This is a genomic window from Malaciobacter canalis (assembly GCF_008000835.1).
GTDB classification, from domain to species: domain Bacteria; phylum Campylobacterota; class Campylobacteria; order Campylobacterales; family Arcobacteraceae; genus Malaciobacter; species Malaciobacter canalis.
The window spans coordinates 1,545,839-1,564,727 of sequence record NZ_CP042812.1; the positions used below are offsets into that span (position 1 = coordinate 1,545,839).

Genomic DNA, 18,889 nt, shown 5'->3' on the forward strand with positions numbered 1-18,889 from the left:
TTTAATTTAAATGTGTTAAATAAGTGTTAATTAAAAATTAATATTTTATAGAACTTTTTTAGAAAATATTTTTTAAATTTAATTCAAACCTTGAACCCTCTTTTAATGGGATTATATTTATAGCAATTTTATTTTTATCACAAAACTCTTTTACTATACTAAGTCCCAAACCAAAACCTTTTTTTGAACTATCTTCTTGAAAAAAAGTATCAAAGACATCAAAAAGATATTTTGTATCTATTGTATTACCACTATTTTCTATAAATAAAATAGTATTCTCTTTTAATCCTATTTTTACATATCCATCTGTTTTATTATATTTTATGGCATTTGATAAAAGGTTATCAATTACTTTATAAAAACCATTTTTATCAGTCTTAAGTAAGAGTTCTTTATCAATATTATTTTCTATTTTTATATCTTTTTTTATATCTTCAAACTTATCAATTGAATTATTGACAACTTCATATAAAAAGAATGTATCTTTATCAACATTGTCAATCTCTTTTTTTATGCTATATTCCATATCTTCATATAATTTTAATAAATCACTTGAAGCTTTTTTTATTCTTTCTAATCTTTTTAAAGCTTTTTCATCTGTTATTTTTCTTTCAAGCATTTGAGTATTTAACATTATTGTAGAAACAGGTATATTTAACTCATGCAAAGTCTTTTTTACTGTTTTTTGTAAGTTTTCATCACTTTTAAAAAGTGGTTCAAGAATAGATTTGCTTAAAGCCAAAAAAAGAACTAAAGAACATACAAGTAGTGGTAAAACTATAATTATAAAATTATCTTTATTTAAACCAAAATAACTAATCAAAATATAGTTCATAAATAGAGTCAAAATAGTTGTAAATGTAAATACAATTGAGATCGAAATTAAAAAATCTTTTGTCTTAGAATTCAATTTTATATCCTATACCTTTTATATTAGTAATTTTCTCTTTTCCTAAAATCTTTTTTAGATTGTTTATATATACTCTAATTGATCCCTCACTATACTCTTCACTAACACTCCAAAGTCTAGAAATAATCATCTCTTTTGAAACAATTGAATCACGATTTTCCAAAAATAATTCAAGCAATGAAACTATTTTTATAGGAAGATTTAAGTCTTTTCCCTCTTTATAAACTCGTCTTAAAATAGGATTAAAAGTCAACTCATCAAAAAGTTCAAGCTCTTTTACTGGTTTTCCACATCTTTTAAGTACTGATTTAATCCTAAGTAATAGCTCATCTAAATCAACTGGCTTTTTTAAATAATCATCACAACCATTTAAAAATCCCTCTTCTAAGGTCTGCTTATCTTTATATGATGTAAGAAAAATAGTAGCAGTTGTATCTCCACTTCCCCTTAATTCTTTTAATAAATCTAATCCATTTATCAAAGGAACATTAATATCAAGTAAATATAAATCATAATTACTATTAAAGTTTAGCTCTAAAGCCTCTTGTCCATCATATGCAATATCTACTTCAAAGTTTTCTTCTTCTAAAAAATCTTCTAATGTTTGAGCAAAAAGCTCATCGTCTTCTAATACTAATATTTTATTCATGATTACTTTCTTTATTAAAAATCTGTAAAATTTTATCTAAACAAGCCTTATTTAATAAAAAATCTTGTTATAATATATAACTAAACTATACTATGTAGGATTTTTTATGGTTAAAAACTTGGCAATTGCATTAGGATTCTTGATTACAGCATATTTTATCTCGTCATCTGAGAATCTAAAAATAATCTTGAGTGGTATTGCAATTTTTTTAATTGGTATGTATTTTATGGAAAATGGTTTTAAACTATTTTCAGGTGGTGCTTTAGAAAATATTCTAAAAAGATTTACAAATAATCTTTTTAAAGCTATAACAACTGGTTTTTTAGCCACTTCCATTGTCCAAAGCTCTTCTTTAATTACAGTAATTGTAATATCGTTTTTATCAGTTGAATTATTAACTTTAGCACAAGGTATTGGTATTGTATTTGGTTCAAACTTAGGTAGTACGACAACAGCTTGGATAGTATCAAGTTTAGGATTAAAAATAAAAATCTCTGCTTATGCTATGCCTATGTTAATCTTTGGTGTAGTACTTAGATTTTTTAAAAACAATACATACAAAGGCTTGGGAAATGTATTGTTAGGTCTTGGATTTATCTTTTTGGGTATTTCTTATATGAAAGATGGATTTGATACTTTAAAAGATTCTATTGACTTAGCCCAGTTTGCATTACCTGGAATAAAAGGAATTATTCTTTATATCCTAATTGGTGCAGTTGCAACTGTTGTTATCCAATCAAGTAGTGCTACAATGGCCATAATAATAACAGCATTAAGTGCAGGAAATATAATTTATATAAATGCTTTAGCTTTGGCAATTGGAGCAAATATTGGGACAACAGTAACAGCAATAATTGGCTCATTTGCTTCAAATGAAAATGGGAAGCGTTTAGCTTTTGCTCATCTTATATTCAATGTAATAACAGCATTAGTCGCTGTAGTTTTTATATATTCATTAAGAGATTTTGTAGACTATCTAGCTCCTTTATTTGGAATTGATGCAGAAAATTACAGTATGAAACTTGCACTATTTCATACTATTTTTAATCTATTAGGAATAATCATAGTTGCTCCTTTTATAAATATAATTGTAAATTTTGCAAAAAAAACTATTAAGAAAAAAGTTGCCAAAAGCTCAAAACCAAAATTTCTATTAAAATCAAATATAGAAATTCCAAACAGTTCATTACTCTCACTTAAAAAAGAGTGCATAAATCTTTATGAAAATTGTCAAAGAGCAATGCTTCATGCCCTTAATTTACATACAACAGAATTAAAAACAAAAGAGGATTTGCAAAAACAACTAACAAATGAACCAAGAAAATCAAATACAAATATTGATGAGATTTATCAAACAAATCTAAAATTATTATATAACGAAATCATAAAATACTCTTCTTTTGCACAAGAACACATGACAAGTCAACAACAAAAAATTGCAGGCAATTTCAAAAAGAGTGCAACAAGACTAATTGAAGTACTTAAAGACACAAGAGATATTCAAAAAAATCTAGACTTTTATTTAAAAAGTAAAAATGAGTATATTAAAAAAGAGTATAATAATCTAAGAGAAGAATTAGGAAGTCTTTTTATTGATATAAATAACTTAAACAACGAAAATTTAAGTGAACTTGATAAAATAACTCAAATTGAAGTTATAAAAAGTACCCTAAACAAAAATGATTTATCAAATAGTGAAACGATTGATACTTTAATTAGAACACAAAAGATTAAAGCATCAATGGCAACATCACTTATAAATGATAGTGCAACAGTTTACTCAATACAAAAAAAGTTAGTAGAAGTTGCGATGATTTTATTCATTGAAGATGAATTACTAAAAGAGATAGGAGAAGAGAACAATGCCCCTAAATGAACTAATAAAAAAAGTAAAAAAATACTTGAAACAAACAGAAGAAAATAAAGATATCAAAAAAAAGAAAATATTAAAAGTCTTAGAAGAGTTATATATAAAAAAAGCTAAATTAAAAAAACAAAAGAAAAGAACTTCAAATAAAAATGATAAAAAACAGCTTCAAAATAAACTTGAAGCTGTAAATCAGCTAATCAAAAAAAGTAAAAAACTTATTTGAAGTTAGTAAAGTTTTGTCTTAAAGCCTCATAAGCCACAATAGATACAGAGTTAGCAATATTTAGACTTCTTGCGTTATTTGTCATAGGAATAGTAATACATCCTTGCTCATTTTTAGTTAAAAAACTCTCAGGAAGTCCAGCATCTTCTCTACCAAAATAAAAAAAATCGCCTTCTTTAAATTTTTGTTCAAAATAGACTTGTTTAGTTTTAGTTGTAGCAAAAAAATGCCTATTGCTCATAGGATGTTTTTTCCAAAACTCTTCAATATTTTCATACTCAAAAACTTCTAAATCATACCAATAGTCAAGCCCTGCTCTTCTTACTTGTTTTTCATTTATCTCACCAAAACCATAAGGTTTTATTAGATGAAGTTTACAATTAAGTGCAAAAGCAAGTCTTCCTATTGTTCCTACATTTCCTGGAATTCTTGGTTCGTGAAGTACTATATTAAACATTTTATAAAATCACCGTTTTATTTTTATATACAAATACCTTATCATCAAGTAAAAGTTGAAAAGCATTATATAAAACAATTTTTTCAACATTTCTTCCTGCATTTCTCATCTCTTGCCAAGAGTAACTATGATCAACTCTTACAACATCTTGAAAGATAATTGGACCTTCATCCAAATCATCAGTAACATAATGCGCAGTTGCTCCTATAATCTTAACACCTCTTTCATAGGCTTGTTTGTATGGATTTGCACCAATAAATGCAGGTAAAAATGAGTGATGAATATTTAGAACTCTTTTTGGATAAGTATTAACAAACTTTGAAGTTAAAATTCTCATATATTTTGCCAATACAATAAGCTCAGGTTCAAATTCATTGATTTTTTCAATCATCTTATCTTCATGCTCTTCTCTACTTAAACCCTCTGCACTTATACAATAAAATGGAATATCAAATTTTTCCACTAAATCTCTTAAATGCTCATGATTTGCAATGACAGCTTTTATATTTGCATTTAATTCGCCATCAAAATATCTAATTAATAAATCACCTAAAACATGCGACTCTTTTGTTGCTAATATAACAACATCTTTATTTTGTTTTTCATTTAATTTTATTGTAGAGTTTAAAGGAAGAACTTCTTTTAACTCTTTTAGAAGTATATCTTTTTTTATATCACCAGTTATAACTGTTCGCATAAAAAATTTTAGTGTATCTGGATCAACGTATTCTGAATTTTGTTCTATATTTAAGTTATTTGCGTAAAGAACTTTTGAAATATTATAAACAAGTCCTTTATCATCTGTAGTATCAATTAAAAGTATGTACTCTTTCATCATTATCCTAGTATTATTCTCATTAAGTTTAAAATGAGAATAATACCATTTTATTGATTAATAGATAATTGAAATTATACCAATGCAGCCAAATTTTTTCTATAAGCTTCTAAATCAAACTCTTTAACTCTAGCAACACCTGTTTCAACTGCTGCATTTGCTACTGCACTTGAAACTTCTACCATAAGTCTTTTATCAAATGGAATTGGAATAATATACTCTCTTCCATAAACTAAATCACCAAATGCCTCTTTTAATTCATCTGTTAAAGGCTGTTTAGCTAAATCTGCGATTGCTTTTGCAGCAGCAATTTTCATAGTCATATTAATTTTTCTAGTTTTTACGTCTAGTGCCCCTCTAAAGATAAAAGGAAAACCTAAAACATTATTTACTTGATTAGGAAAATCACTTCTTCCTGTTCCAATAATAGCTTTTGGTCTTACTTCTTTTACTTCTTCTGGAAATAATTCAGGAGTAGGATTTGCAAGTGTAAAAATAATTGGTTCTTCACTCATAAGTGCAATATGTTTTTTTGTAAATGTCCCAGGTCTTGATAGTCCAAGAACCATATCAGCATCTGTAAATGCTTCTTCTAAAGTTAAAGGTTCATCAATCATAAAATCTTTTTTATATTTATTTAAATCTTTTCTACCTTTGTGAATAACACCTTTAGAATCACACATAATTAAGTTTTTAACACCCAATTCTTTATACATAGAAGAACAAGCAATAGCTGAAGCTCCTGCACCAACAACTACAATTTTGATATCTTCAATAGCTTTATTCATCATTTCACTAGCATTTAAAAGTGCAGAACTTGTAATAATTGCAGTTCCATGTTGGTCATCATGCATAACTGGAATATTTAATTCATCTACTAATCTTTTTTCAATCTCAAAACATTCAGGTGCTTTAATATCTTCAAGATTAATACCACCAAATGTAGGAGAAATTGCTTTTACGGCTTCACAAAACTTATCTACATCTGTGGCATCTACTTCAATATCAAATGAATCAACAGCAGCAAATTTTTTAAATAATACAGCTTTACCTTCCATTACAGGTTTTGATGCAAGTGCCCCAATATCACCTAAACCTAGTACAGCTGTACCATTTGAAACTACTGCTACAAGATTACTTTTTGCAGTATATTCATATGCTAACTTTGGATCTCTTTTAATTTCTTCACAAGGAAATGCAACACCTGGTGAATATGCAAGGGATAAATCTCTTTGAGTATTTAATTGTGTTGTTGTTGCAATTGCAACTTTTCCTGGATTTGGGCTTTTATGATATTCTAAAGCCTCTTCTTTTGTAACTTTAACGCTCATCTCTAACCTTTCTCAGTGTAATTTGAAGCGCAATTGTAACAAATCGAAACTTAATTTTATTAATATTTTATGAAAAATCTCTATTTTTTATATACTTAAGCTCATTTTTAGCTATTGTTTACATAATTCTTACATATAATTTTGCTTGATAATAATCATTAGATATTATTTTAATTCTATAACTCCTGCAAATCTTCCAGTACTACTTGAAACCCTATATGAAAAGTAACTATTATCAGTACATTTTGTACAATGAGTTGAAATCTCTATATCTTTTATACCCACTTTTTCTAACTGTTGTTTATTTATTCCTTGTAAATCAATATTTCTATTATTTACAAACTCTTTTCCAAAAGAGGTTTTTACAATATTTGCTAACTCTTGACTTACTTCATAACAACATTTTTGAATTGATGGACCTAAAATTGCTTTTATATTTTTTGCTTCACAAGCAAACTCTTTTATCATTTTTTTAGCAGTTTTTTCACTAATACTTAAAAAAGTTGAGTTTCTACCTGCATGAATAGCAGCAATTACACCTTTTTCTTTATCGTATAAAAGTACAGGTATACAATCAGCAACCATGACTAATAAAGGAACATTTTTTTCATTTGTTATCAATGCATCACAATTATCAAGTAAAAAATCACTATTTTTATCTACTATTTTAATAGTATTTTTATGAACTTGATTCATATATCTTAAGTTTTTTATTGTAAAACCATATTTTTCTAAAGCTTGTCTATTTTTATCTACATTTACTTCTTTATCGTTCACATGATAAGCAAGATTCCCATCTTTTTTGTTTGTAAAAATCTTTAAAACTTCCATAAATACTCTCCTTTAAAGGAATTATTTAATTGTAACTTTTTTCATTTAATTTTATATTATAATATTTTAGATAAAATCACGTCTTCATAAAGGTAGATAATGTCGAAAAATATAACAAACAATACAAAAGCATATGCGATTTTTGGTAATCCTGTAGAACACTCTAAATCACCTCAAATGCATAATAGCGCTTTTGAGCATTTAAGTATTGATGCAGTTTATAAAAAACATCATTTAAAAGATGGTAAAAAATTAAAAAATGAATTTTTAAATAATTTATACAGTGGTGCTAATATTACAGTTCCTCATAAAGAACAAGCTTTTAAACAAGCAGATGAAGTTATAGGAATAGCAAATGAAATTGAAGCTGTAAACACTTATATCAAAAAAGATGATAAAGTTATTGCTTATAATACAGATGCACCAGGTTTTCTAAAAGCAATTGAAAGCTTTGGAGATATAAAAAAAGTTTTAGTATTAGGAGCTGGAGGAACTGCAAAAGCAATTGCACTTGCACTACAGCAAAAAAATATAGAAGTAACAGTCGTAAATAGAAGTGATTCAAAACTTGACTTTTTTAAACAAAAAAACATCAAATGTTTTACATGGAAAGATTTTAGACTTGATTATTTTGATTTAGTAGTTAACTCAACAAGTGCAGGATTAAAAGACGATGAACTTCCTATGAGTAAACCACAATTAGAAAATGTATTTTTAAATTCAAGCTACGCTTTTGACTGTGTATATGGAAAAGAAACACCATTTTTAGCCCTAGCAAAAAAAGAAGGTCTAAAAACAAAAGACGGCGAAGATATGCTTTTATATCAAGGCTTACTTGCATTTGAACTTTTTACAGATGCTAAAGCTGATGATTCAGTAGTCGAAGCGATGAGAAAAGGATTAAGAGGAGAATAAAATTCTCTTCTTAGCTACCCTATAGCTACCTATATATAGAAAATAGTAGCTTTATAAAACTATTTTTTCATGCTAACCCTTATCCTTCTTATTTTAACGTAGAATTATTTAATTTCTTTATCTGAATTTATGTTACAACTCCAGCACAAACTATAAAGGTAGTTAGCAATTGACAAAATTACGATATTCGTATATAATGTAATTATATAAAGGATATAAAATGACTCAGGCACAAATTAGTAAATATTTAGATATACCATTTTCAACACTTAATGATTGGAAAAAAGAAGATAGCAATAGAAATAAACTATATCAACTTCTTATCAATCTTGAAGAAAAAGAAGTACAAAATAAATTAAGTAAAAAAACTAATCATAGATTCTTTCATATCCTAAATAGAAATATTAATAACTATTCAAAATTTACAGCAGATGATATAAGAAAAGCTTTTGATAGAAAAAATTATCATGAAGCAACTTTAAAAGAACAAAGTATTTATTCAAAGTTTTTTAAAGAACTTGAACCAAATGAATTAGATGAATTTATCAAAACTTTTAATGTATCAAAAAAAAATATAAAGAGTATATATGTCTCTTCTCCTTTTAGAACTTTAAAAGGTGTTGCAAAAACTTGGGATAGAAGATTTAGATTAAAACATATTGATTCAAATATAGAAAACAAAAAATCTATACCATCTGCATTACAAAATATTCTAAATAGAAAAAACTTAATTCATGTATGATTTTTCTAAACAACAAGCTATGCTTGATGCAACTTTATCCTTTGTAAATATATTTATTAACAAAAGAGAGAACAATAAAAAATACGCTATAAACAATGGGATCTTTTTATAGAGAAGAGAAAGATAAAACTTAAATTTATGAAATATTTTAATTAATTCTGTTAATTTAACTATTTTAGATAACGTTTAAAATGAGCCAATGAATTGCCCGCAGGGTAATTTATTGGCTCCACTGATTTGTTATCTATTTGATTATCGTTTTCCATAGTGATGGAATACTTAAAGATTCGATTTTGTCATATGCTGCTCTATTATCATTTTCTGTAGAAAAACTTATCAAGTAAATAAGTAATAATCCAATAAGAATTGTAATTGATATTGGATATGGAATTAAGCTACCATCAAATATTTTTTTAAAAAAACTTATTTGTAATTGAGGAATTTGCACTATAGTAATTATTTGTATGGCTATAGTCATCGAAAAAGTAGTCACTAACATTGCAATAAAATTCATCCAATATTTTTTAGGGTTTTCAGAAGGAATATTAAGTCTAAAAAACTTTTTTGTTTCCAAGTCTTTTTTCTTGTATTGAAGTGCCAATTCAAATGCATAGAGTGCTATATATGTTGGATATGCCATTATTGCCATGAATATTGAACTTAATTTAATATATATACCAACAAAAAACAAAGTCACTAAAGCAACTACACTTATGTTTAAGAAATATGCATATACATCTATATTTTGTTCCATTACTTTGAATTTCCTTTTAATAGATAACGACCGACTTGAAAAACAAGGGTATGATACCACTTAATTATTTCAATTTTTATTTTAGCTTTTTTGTTCTAAAAAGTTAAAATTAACGCAGTATACCCTTGTTTTTCTTTCCAAGAATTTGTTAGTCATTACTTCTTCATATCTTGAAGTTTAAGCAATTTAGCAACTAAAAATCTCATGTCTTGAAGATTTTTATCTATATTTAATGATTTATATTCATTTCTTACAATTTTGTCATCTTTTGAAACTTCATCAACTTGTTGCTTCAAGTTAATTAATTCACTAGGAACAACATCTAAGCCTGAATTAAAAGCTAATTTTTTGAGCTCTTTATAATAATTTTTTACTTTATCATATTGTTCAAGTGATATTTCATCATAATTACCATAATCAAATGGTTTAATCTTTTCAGATACATTTTGCTGTTTTTGTGAATTAGCACATGATGTTAAAAAAACTGTTACTATTAGAAAAATAAAAAGTTTTTTAATCATAAATTCTCCTCGTATAATAAATTTATAGTGACTAACTATTTATTAAACATACATTATATATAAAATAGCCTGAAAATCAACAAATAACATACACAAAATATGTCGTATATCAAAATGCATACAAACATCTTAAATAAGCTATTTTTATAGATATTATTATAAAAAACACTGGGAATTGAGATGATTCATAAATAAATTTTAAGTTTATGATATGCTTTTTATGTATGTTTAATATGGATATTTAGACGATAATATTACATATTGTATGTATATTAAGGTGATATCGTAATAAACCTGCAAAATGTTAAATATATTATGAGAAGTAATGTGAACAAAAAATTGTTACAAAGATTCACTATAAAACAAATTTAACAATCTGTACTTTCTGACATAAAATTTTGGACAATCTGGGTTAAAATAAAAGAGATATTAAAAATCTCTTTTATATTTTAATGATGTCTTTAAAATGTTCAGTTCTTTCACTTAATGCAGTAGTTTCATTATTACTATTAAGTACAATGATTATCTATTATTAAGACTCTTTGGGTCTATAAACTTTAATATTTGTGTAGTTTTCAGCATCTCTTAAGTATTGTCCATGTAGTTGGCTTAGTATTCCTTTTTCACAGTAAAAAAGGTACTCTTTATCTTGTGGAAGTTTTTTGAAATCTCTTTTTAGATTAAAAAATGGGATTTTTAAAACTTCTTGGTTTTCTACTTTGATACAATCTTGTCCTTGTCTAATATCAATAATAGTATATTTTTTAGACTCTTCAAAATCTGTTACAACTTCCATTTGCCCTATTTCTGAGATATCAGCTATTATTTCATTTATATTAGTAATTTGTCTATTTTCAACTGCTTTATCAACAACTGAATAATCAAATTTACTTGACTCTTTTTCCATTCTTTCATATGAGCCGTGTGTTACTGGTGATTTTGAAATTACTCCGCAATACTCAGGCATTGCTTCAGCAAATTTTTTAGTTCCTATTTTTGCTGCTATATCCATGATTTCTGGTTTATTCATAGTGCAAAGAGGTCTTAATACTAATTTATTAGTAAATTGATCAATTAATGCTAGATTTCTTAGAGTTTGACTTGATACTTGAGCAATACTCTCCCCTGTTAAAAGTGCATCAATTTTCATCTCATCTGCTATTTTCTCTGCTGCTTTTAACATCACTCTTTTTAGTGTAACTCCCATATATGGTTCACTTGTTGAGTTAAATATCTCAGTTACAACATCATCAAAAGGTACAGAAATAAAAGAGACTCTATGAGAAGAACCAAATCTTTTCCATAAGTAATATGCTACTTGTTTTACCCCTATTTCATGGGCAACTCCACCAAGATTAAAGAAAATAAAGTGAGTTTTAACTCCTCTTTTCATTGTCATATAACTTGCAACTGTTGAATCAAATCCTCCAGACATCAAAGAAAGAATACTTCCTTGTGTTCCTAAAGGAAAGCCACCTAGTCCTTTATGTTTTAATGTTATTATATTCAATTGATTATGTATTAACTCAACATTTATAGTTACTTCTGCATTTTTTAAGTCAACACCTTTAGTTTCATTATGCGCAAGCATATATCCACCAACTGTTTGTTCTATATTTGTTGATTTAAAATCTTGCTCACCAGTTCTTTTAGCTCTAATAACAAAAGTTTTACCAATAATCTCTTTTGCCATGTGCTCATTTACTTTTACTTTTATTTCATCTAAAGTATTTACATCATCAATTTGAATAGCTTCTAAAACCAGCTCTATTCCTGGTGTTTCTATTAATAATTGTCTAATTTCTGGTGTTACTTGTATTGGGCAAACAACTTCAACTTTATCGAAAAATTTTTTTATTGTTATCTCTTCTGAAACTCTTTTAACCAATAATCTTACATTATTATAAATTTGAGCAATCATTTGCCTTTTTGCTTTTTGACCTTTGATCATAACTTCTGGGAAAAATTTAATGATAAATTTTTGTGTTTTTACTTCTGTTTTGTCCATTAATTGAAAACCTTCTTTATTTATTACGCGCAATTATAACATAAGAATTTTAATCTTTGAAAATCTAGGTACTTTCTTATTTAAAAATTTACACATTTCTTCTTCATCTACTTTATAGCAACTATTTAGTAATATATATAAACTTTTAAACTATAAGAATATAAAAGGATTTTAAACTTGAAAAAGAAAAGTCATATTAAAAAAATATCAGATTATGCGATGGTCGGTGGTCTTGGAGCACTTCTAGTGACAGGGCTAGTTGGTTGTCAAGAAAAAACAAATGATCAACAACAAACTCAACAAGGAGCCTTTTCAAATGCTTCTAAAAAACAAGATGCATTTGTAGTAATTGAAGAGCTACCTAACAATGGTGGATATACAATTGTAGATGAATTTCCAGCAAATAAAACTACTATTGTTTTAAGAAAACCAGATGGAACAGAAAGAATATTAACACAAAATGAAATTGATCAATTAGTAAAACAAGAAGCACAAAGAATTGACAATGGAACATCACCACTTACAAATCCTGAGGTGTCAAGTGGAAGTATGGGATTAGGTGGAGTATTATTATCTTCAATTGCTGGGGCTATGATTGGTTCTTGGATTGGTAATAAACTATTTAATAATCAAAACTATCAAAACCAAAGAAAGACTCAATACAAGTCTCCTCAAACATACAGCAGGTCACAAAGTTCATTTAAAAAAGCTGCAAGTTCAGCAAATAAAACAAGTTCTACAAAAAGAAGTGGATTTTTTGGTAGTAAATCTTCATCTACTAAATCATCAAGCTCATTTTTTGGTGGATAATTATATTAAAGGTACAAAATGAAATTAGAAAAGTTAGAAGCTCTTACAAATGAATATTTAGAGTCTATTGGTTTTATTTGGCACACAGATGAAGATAAAACTTCTTATATTGCAAACGAAGTAGTTCAAATCACTCAAGAAGAAGCAGAAGCTTATTATGAAGCTTGCAATGAGTTATATGATATGTTTTGTGAAGCTGGTGATTATGTAATAGAAAATAATCTATTTCATGAAATAAATATTCCTTTTAACTTAGTTGATGCTATCAAAGAGTCTTGGGAAAATGATGTTCATTGGCATTTGTATTCAAGATTTGATTTAGCAGGTGGGATAGATGGTAAACCTATAAAACTAATAGAGTTTAATGCTGATACTCCAACATCACTATTTGAAACTGCGATTATTCAATGGGCTTTACTAAAAGCAAATGGACTTGATGAAGCTAGTCAATTTAATAACGTATATGAAGCACTGAAAGATAACTTTAAAAGAATAATTACACTTGATACAGATATAGAAAAATTTGAAGAACATTATCAAGAGTTAGGTTGGAAGATACTATTTTCATCAATTGCAGGTTCAATCGAAGATGAAAATACAACAAAACTACTTCAACATATTGCAACAGAAGCTGGCTTTAATACAGACTTTGAGTATATAGATAAAGTTGAGTTTAGTGATGATGGAATTTTTGCAAAAGAACAAAGTTTTGAATTTTGGTTTAAATTAATTCCATGGGAAGATATAGCTATTGATGAAAATGAATTAGCCTTATTATTAACAGAAATACTTGAAAATAGAAAAGCGATTATTTTTAACCCAGCTTATACTTTGATGTTTCAGTCAAAAGGATTTATGAAGATTTTATGGGATTTATACCCAAATCATCCATTACTTTTAGAAACTTCATTTGAACCTTTACAGGACAAAAAACAAGTTGAAAAAAGATGTTTTGGAAGAGAAGGTGCAAACACTAAAATCATAAACAAAGATGGTTCTATTGATGTAGAAACTGACGGTGCATATGAAGGTCATAAAGCAATTTATCAAGAGTATGTAGAACTACCTAAAGATGAGCAAGGCAATAGCTATCAAGCTGGTGTATTCTTTGCATATGAAGCTTGTGGATTGGGATTTAGAAGAGGTGAAAAGATTTTAGACAATATGTCTAAATTTGTAGGTCATATCATCAAATAAACCAAAGATTTAAATCTTTGGTTTGTCCTTTTTATTTAACTCATTTTCTTTTTCAATATGAGATAATAATAGTTTAAAACTTTGCTCTATTATTTTAAAGTTTTTTACAGATAAAACAGGAGAATGGCTTAGCCTATCTTTTGGTCTTAGTCTTCTAATAGAAGTATCTCTAATATCTAGTTTACCATTGATTAGCACTATATCATAAGAGGCTTTTGTATTTGCAAAACCAATACTCAAAGGAATATAGTATTCTCTTTCACCCTCAACATAATACCAAATAGGCTCATTTCGAAACATCACATAATTTAAAGGTGCATCTATAGTACATCCTATTGAATTATGAGAATTATGCAAAATTTTTCTAACATTTTCAACTGTTATTATTGAATTTTTTAGTTTTTTTTGAACTCTTTTATACATGAGTTTCCACAATAAAGATTTTATAACTTTAGCACCATCATAGTGATTTAAAATCTCTTCTTCCAAATAATATATATTATTCATTTATCTTCTTATAACTATTTATATAATCATTCATTAAAGAAAAATCAATATTCTTATTATCTAGTTGTAACTCTAAATTCATCAAATAAACATCACCTAAATCAAATTTTTTTAATTTTACATAATCTTTTTGAGTAGTAACTATAAAATAGTCTTTATACTCATCTTTTATTTTTTCTATTTCTTCATTTGTAAAAGTATGGTGATCTTCAAAAGCTACAACTTTTACACCTTTTGGTAAATAATCAAGTAGTCTTTTTGGTTTTGAAATTGCTGTAAGTAAAAGTAGTTTATGAGGAAGAACATTTACATTCTTTTGGTTTAAACTATATGAAACAAATCTTTTGAAACTTTTACCCTCTTGTAAAACAATTTGTGCAAATGAGTAGAACATTTTTGGTTCTCTATAACCACCACTTGGAAGACAAAATATATTTGTTGGCTCATCTTTTGGTTTAATTAATATATCAAATTTATTTATATTATATTTTGAAAAACCATCATCTAAAAATACTATTTTACAACCTAGCTCTTTTGCTTTTTTTATTGCCTCTACTCTATCTTCACTTACAATAATTGTAGCATTTGGAAGTGAATTTGCTAAAAGCATTGCTTCATCACCACTTACATCTATATCTTGAAGAATCTTACCTTTATTTGATATTATATAAAGACCTTTTGACTTCCTGCCATAACCCCTAAGTATTACACACGCATCTTCTTTGTTTTTTACAAGTGCGATTGTCAAAGGAGTTTTTCCACTCCCACCTGCAATCAAGTTACCCACACTAATTACAGGTATACCAAAATCTTGAGGTTTAGATAATCCTCTTTTTATTAAAATAATAAAAAGATATATTAAAGTTAAAGGTAAAAATAAAAAAGATATGATTTTTTGTAAAGTATTAGGATAGAAGAGATAATCTTCTACCCATAAAAAAAGCTTTTGTTTCAACTATTTATATCCATTCAGAAGCAATATCAATAATCGTATCACAAATATAGTTAACTTCTTCATTTGTTAAACTAGGATACATAGGTATTGATAAAATTTGCTGATAAGAAGTAAGTGCAGCTGGGAACTCTGTAATTTTGATTGAGTATTTACTTTTATAATAACTTAATAAATGTAAAGGAATATAGTGTAAACCTGTTGCAATTCCTTTTTCTTTTAAAGCTCTTGCAAAAGCATCTCTATTTCTTGAAATCTTAATAATAAAATGAGTAAATATATGTTCTTCTTTTGAAGAAGGAACATTTATATGTTTTACATTAGATAATCTTTCTTGATAAATTTTTGCTATCTCTTTTCTTCTTTTAATAAATTTATTCGTTTTTTGAAGTTGAGCTAAAGAGAATGCTGCATCAAGTTCACTCATATCATACTTATGACCTATATCAACAACATCATAAATATAATCTAAGTTTCCATAATCATCATATGTAGTAGTAATAGCGTGAGTTCTTAATAATCTTGCTCTAGTAGCTATTTCTTCATTATTTGTAACAATAATTCCTGATCTACTTAAAGCATGTTTACCATTTGATGGGTTAGTAGAAAAAATAGTCATATCAGCTCTTAATGAACCAACAGTTTCATCATTATATGTAACTCCCAATGCACAAGTTGCATCTTCTATTAATATAATTCCATATTTTTCACAAATATCATATAATCTATCTAAATCTGGAGTCTGCCCTGCAATAAATGAGATAATTGCACCTCTTAGTTTTTTTGATTTATTCTCTTCTAAAGCTTTTTCAAACTTATTTAAATCAATATTCATATCTTCGTTATTTATATCAATAAATATAGGTTCTGCATCAAAGTGTCTTACAACTTCAGGAATATTAACAAAAGAGTTAACAGACATTAAAATTTTGTCACCTCTTTTTAGTTTAATTGAACTTAATGCAAGGTGAATTGCAGAAGTTGAGTTACAAGTTGCAATTGCATGTCTTGCACCAACAAATTTTGCCATGTTTTCTTCAAACTCTAAAACCTTTGAACCATCTTTACTGTTTTCTAAAACCGTTTTAATTTGATTTAATTCTTCTTCATTAACAGAAGAGTTGTAAAATAATATTTCTTTCATGTGCTAACTCCATTTTATATTTGCAATCACAGGTAATTTACCTTTGAATTCATTTGCTTTAATTCTATATTTCAACATATCTACTAATTCATCATCGTGTCCTAAAGATACAATCTCTTCTTTAGTTTTCTTTTCATCAACTAAAAGCTTTAGTACATCATCCATTTGTTTATATGTATAACCTAATTCATCTTCATCTGTTTGATTTTCCCACAAATCTGCACTTGGTTTTTTATTGATTATTTCATCAATAACTCCTAAGTATCTTGCAAATTCAAACTCATCACTTTTATAAATTTCTCCAATTGGATTAATTGCACACGCAATATCTCCAAATATAGTTCCATATCCTAAAAGAAGTTCACTTTTATTTGATGTTCCCACAACAATTGATGAATCTCTTGAAGATATATCATAAAGTACAGACATTCTTACTCTTGCAGAATAGTTTCCAATTCTAAGTTTATCATTGTCCATTTTATCTATATACGCATTTATCATAGGTGTAATATCAACAGTTTCATAATCAATTGAAAAAGTTTCACAAAGTTTTTTTGCATCTTCAACACTACTTTTACTTGAAAATTGTGAGGGCATAAGGACACATTTCATATTCTCTTTGAAAGCTTTCTTACATAATACTGCAACCACTGCAGAATCTAAACCACCTGATAGTCCAACTGTAACTTTAGAAAGTCCAGTTTTACTTAGTTGGTTCTTTAAAAATTCTATTAATTGTTTCTCTATATCATTCCAGTTAATCAATTTTTATCCTTTGACAATAATTATATCTCATCTTTTTTTGTTTTTTCATAAAGCTCATCTAAATATCCCAAACTAGTTTGTGAAATATTACTTTTTTTAACTTTTAATTCATTTTTTATTGATAATAACTCATCTATTTCAAAATATTCTAAAAAATTTGGATTTATATCTATAGTCTCTTCTTTATTTATTACTATAAGTTTTTTTATCTCTTCTATTAATTCTTTTTTTTCTTCCATAATCATTTCTTAAATTTATTTAATATTTGTGTTAAGTAAAGTTCCATTTTTTCTTCACCAATATCACAACTTGAATCTTTACAACATTTACAACAAGTTCCAGCATCAGTTAAATGACCTAGATCTTCAAGTGTATTTGCATCTCTTTCTTTAATTGCATAAATAATTTCACCTAAAGTTACATGTTTGCAATTACAAACTTCATAAGAATGAGGGAAACTTTTAGCCATCAACTCTCCTTATATAATCATTTAAAATATCTTTGCAATAAACTTTCTTTTTGATTTTACCAAAATCACTCTCTTTCATAAGGCAAAATCTACACTCAGTTCCTGCACTTGTAAGCTCTTGTATTTTACCTAAATTACAGTTTTCGTAACTAATAACTTTTTTTATGTCCATAACAGTAACATTTTTACAATTACAAACTTCATAAGCGTCATCAAAACTTTGCAATTATTCGCCTCTTGATTTTTTTATCATTTCATAAGCTTCGTTAATTTCTTGAAGTTTGTTTGTTGCTTCATCAATAATATTTTGACTTGCTCCTTGACCTGCAATTATATCTGGGTGATGTTTTTTTACTAAAGTTCTATATTTTTTCTTAATAGTATTACTATCATCATCTTTACTTGCTTCTAAAACTTCATATGCTTTTTCTAAAGATATTCCCTCTGCTTCTTTTTGCTTTTTATAAAACATCTCAAAAGCATTTACTAGTTTTTGAAAATCTTCTGTTTTAATTTGCAATGCTTTTGCAATATCTTCTGTTATCATAAACTCCGTATTTGAAAAATCTTTATCAATAAATGCAAGATTTAATAAATACTCCATTATTTTAACTCTTTTTTGATAATCATTTTTAGTTAATTTGTATAAATTTTGACAAATTTCAAGAGTATTGTTAAAACTCTCTTTCTCTTTTGCATAAATATCTTTTAATTTTTCTCTAATTTCATCTTGATTTTCAAAATGTCTTGAAATATCATTTAGTGTATGTTTTAAAAGTTGTGCTTCAAGTTCACATACTTCTCCATCTGCTTTTGCAACCTTTGCCATCAACGCTACAAGCAAGCCTGCTTCGTGTTGCATAAGATCGCCTTCAAATTTTTCTTTAATATCCAACTTAATATTTGCAAACTTTTCTGTTTTATAACTTCGTGCTATAAAATACAATATAACTGCAATAATCAATAGAACTATAAGTTTCATAAATTTCCCTTAAACAT

The 18,889-nt window shown here is 26.9% G+C and carries 23 protein-coding genes; 6 read left to right on the forward strand and 17 right to left on the reverse strand.

Going from position 1 to position 18,889, the window contains the following annotated elements:
- Positions 1–58: 58 nt before the first annotated feature.
- Entirely contained in the window at positions 59–910 is an 852-nt protein-coding gene (locus ACAN_RS07740; RefSeq protein ID WP_099333331.1) for a sensor histidine kinase, read from the reverse strand.
- Positions 900–1,559 (reverse strand): response regulator transcription factor, encoded by a 660-nt coding sequence (locus ACAN_RS07745; protein ID WP_099310861.1) that lies wholly within the window; start codon positions 1,557–1,559, stop codon positions 900–902. The genes ACAN_RS07740 and ACAN_RS07745 overlap by 11 nt, the downstream gene beginning before the upstream one ends.
- A 106-nt stretch (positions 1,560–1,665) precedes the next feature.
- Here ACAN_RS07745 and ACAN_RS07750 point away from each other — a divergent pair, with 106 nt between their 5' ends.
- The gene (locus ACAN_RS07750; RefSeq protein WP_099333332.1) at positions 1,666–3,435 is read left to right on the forward strand and encodes a Na/Pi cotransporter family protein; all 1,770 of its coding nucleotides are present in this window, start codon (positions 1,666–1,668) and stop codon (positions 3,433–3,435) included.
- Positions 3,422–3,652: a hypothetical protein gene (locus ACAN_RS07755; protein ID WP_099333333.1), complete on the forward strand. Its 231-nt coding sequence runs from the start codon at positions 3,422–3,424 to the stop codon at positions 3,650–3,652. The genes ACAN_RS07750 and ACAN_RS07755 overlap by 14 nt, the downstream gene beginning before the upstream one ends.
- Here the strand turns inward: ACAN_RS07755 and ACAN_RS07760 are convergent.
- The 4 genes from ACAN_RS07760 to pgeF all read right to left on the reverse strand — a co-directional run bounded on the left by ACAN_RS07760 (position 3,645) and on the right by pgeF (position 7,106).
- Positions 3,645–4,109, reverse strand: coding sequence for a tRNA (cytidine(34)-2'-O)-methyltransferase (locus ACAN_RS07760; RefSeq protein ID WP_099333334.1), 465 nt, complete (start codon positions 4,107–4,109; stop codon positions 3,645–3,647). The genes ACAN_RS07755 and ACAN_RS07760 overlap by 8 nt on opposite strands.
- A gap of 1 nt (position 4,110) precedes the next feature.
- The gene (gene purU, locus ACAN_RS07765; protein ID WP_099333335.1) at positions 4,111–4,944 is read right to left on the reverse strand and encodes a formyltetrahydrofolate deformylase; all 834 of its coding nucleotides are present in this window, start codon (positions 4,942–4,944) and stop codon (positions 4,111–4,113) included.
- Between the two features lie 74 nt (positions 4,945–5,018).
- Positions 5,019–6,275: a malic enzyme-like NAD(P)-binding protein gene (locus tag ACAN_RS07770; protein ID WP_099333336.1), complete on the reverse strand. Its 1,257-nt coding sequence runs from the start codon at positions 6,273–6,275 to the stop codon at positions 5,019–5,021.
- Between the two features lie 165 nt (positions 6,276–6,440).
- Positions 6,441–7,106 (reverse strand): peptidoglycan editing factor PgeF, encoded by a 666-nt coding sequence (gene pgeF / locus ACAN_RS07775; RefSeq protein ID WP_099333337.1) that lies wholly within the window; start codon positions 7,104–7,106, stop codon positions 6,441–6,443.
- A gap of 99 nt (positions 7,107–7,205) precedes the next feature.
- Here pgeF and ACAN_RS07780 point away from each other — a divergent pair, with 99 nt between their 5' ends.
- Both ACAN_RS07780 and ACAN_RS07785 read left to right on the forward strand, forming a co-directional pair.
- Complete coding sequence (locus tag ACAN_RS07780; protein WP_099333338.1) at positions 7,206–8,021, forward strand: shikimate dehydrogenase; 816 nt, start codon at positions 7,206–7,208, stop codon at positions 8,019–8,021.
- Between the two features lie 220 nt (positions 8,022–8,241).
- The gene (locus tag ACAN_RS07785; protein ID WP_099333339.1) at positions 8,242–8,763 is read left to right on the forward strand and encodes a hypothetical protein; all 522 of its coding nucleotides are present in this window, start codon (positions 8,242–8,244) and stop codon (positions 8,761–8,763) included.
- Between the two features lie 244 nt (positions 8,764–9,007).
- Here the strand turns inward: ACAN_RS07785 and ACAN_RS07790 are convergent, their stop codons facing one another.
- The 3 genes from ACAN_RS07790 to thiI form a co-directional block, all read right to left on the reverse strand.
- Positions 9,008–9,517, reverse strand: coding sequence for a hypothetical protein (locus ACAN_RS07790; protein ID WP_099333340.1), 510 nt, complete (start codon positions 9,515–9,517; stop codon positions 9,008–9,010).
- A 155-nt stretch (positions 9,518–9,672) separates the two neighbouring features.
- Entirely contained in the window at positions 9,673–10,038 is a 366-nt protein-coding gene (locus tag ACAN_RS07795; RefSeq protein ID WP_099333341.1) for a hypothetical protein, read from the reverse strand.
- Positions 10,039–10,570: 532 nt separating this feature from the next.
- On the reverse strand, positions 10,571–12,046 hold the full coding sequence (gene thiI, locus ACAN_RS07800; RefSeq protein WP_099333342.1) for a tRNA uracil 4-sulfurtransferase ThiI: 1,476 nt from the start codon (positions 12,044–12,046) through the stop codon (positions 10,571–10,573).
- A gap of 177 nt (positions 12,047–12,223) precedes the next feature.
- Between thiI and ACAN_RS07805 the strand changes: the two genes are divergently transcribed.
- On the forward strand, positions 12,224–12,856 hold the full coding sequence (locus ACAN_RS07805) for a UPF0323 family lipoprotein (protein ID WP_099333343.1): 633 nt from the start codon (positions 12,224–12,226) through the stop codon (positions 12,854–12,856).
- 18 nt (positions 12,857–12,874) lie between these two features.
- Positions 12,875–14,053 (forward strand): glutathionylspermidine synthase family protein, encoded by a 1,179-nt coding sequence (locus tag ACAN_RS07810; RefSeq protein WP_099333344.1) that lies wholly within the window; start codon positions 12,875–12,877, stop codon positions 14,051–14,053.
- A 9-nt stretch (positions 14,054–14,062) separates the two neighbouring features.
- Here ACAN_RS07810 and ACAN_RS07815 read toward each other — a convergent pair whose 3' ends face one another.
- Genes ACAN_RS07815 through ACAN_RS07850 form a run of 8 tightly spaced genes read right to left on the reverse strand, consistent with a single transcriptional unit; the run spans position 14,063 to position 18,872 of the window.
- The gene (locus tag ACAN_RS07815) at positions 14,063–14,560 is read right to left on the reverse strand and encodes a hypothetical protein (protein ID WP_099333345.1); all 498 of its coding nucleotides are present in this window, start codon (positions 14,558–14,560) and stop codon (positions 14,063–14,065) included.
- Complete coding sequence (locus tag ACAN_RS07820; protein WP_099333346.1) at positions 14,553–15,515, reverse strand: tetraacyldisaccharide 4'-kinase; 963 nt, start codon at positions 15,513–15,515, stop codon at positions 14,553–14,555. The genes ACAN_RS07815 and ACAN_RS07820 overlap by 8 nt, the downstream gene beginning before the upstream one ends.
- Positions 15,516–15,519: 4 nt before the next feature.
- A complete protein-coding gene (locus ACAN_RS07825; protein WP_079578465.1) occupies positions 15,520–16,656 on the reverse strand; it encodes a DegT/DnrJ/EryC1/StrS family aminotransferase in 1,137 nt (378 codons plus the stop codon).
- A gap of 3 nt (positions 16,657–16,659) precedes the next feature.
- Positions 16,660–17,421, reverse strand: a complete 762-nt coding sequence (locus ACAN_RS07830; RefSeq protein WP_079578467.1) for an NAD+ synthase — start codon at positions 17,419–17,421, stop codon at positions 16,660–16,662.
- A gap of 20 nt (positions 17,422–17,441) precedes the next feature.
- Positions 17,442–17,660 carry a hypothetical protein gene (locus tag ACAN_RS07835; protein ID WP_079578469.1) on the reverse strand — a complete coding sequence of 73 codons (219 nt, stop codon included), beginning with the start codon at positions 17,658–17,660 and terminating at the stop codon, positions 17,442–17,444.
- Between the two features lie 2 nt (positions 17,661–17,662).
- Positions 17,663–17,890 carry a (2Fe-2S)-binding protein gene (locus ACAN_RS07840; RefSeq protein WP_079578471.1) on the reverse strand — a complete coding sequence of 76 codons (228 nt, stop codon included), beginning with the start codon at positions 17,888–17,890 and terminating at the stop codon, positions 17,663–17,665.
- Positions 17,883–18,116, reverse strand: a complete 234-nt coding sequence (locus tag ACAN_RS07845) for a (2Fe-2S)-binding protein (protein WP_228150589.1) — start codon at positions 18,114–18,116, stop codon at positions 17,883–17,885. Before ACAN_RS07845 ends, ACAN_RS07840 begins: the two co-directional genes overlap by 8 nt.
- The gene (locus ACAN_RS07850) at positions 18,117–18,872 is read right to left on the reverse strand and encodes a TerB family tellurite resistance protein (RefSeq protein ID WP_099333347.1); all 756 of its coding nucleotides are present in this window, start codon (positions 18,870–18,872) and stop codon (positions 18,117–18,119) included. It abuts the gene before it with no gap.
- Positions 18,873–18,889: the final 17 nt, after the last annotated feature.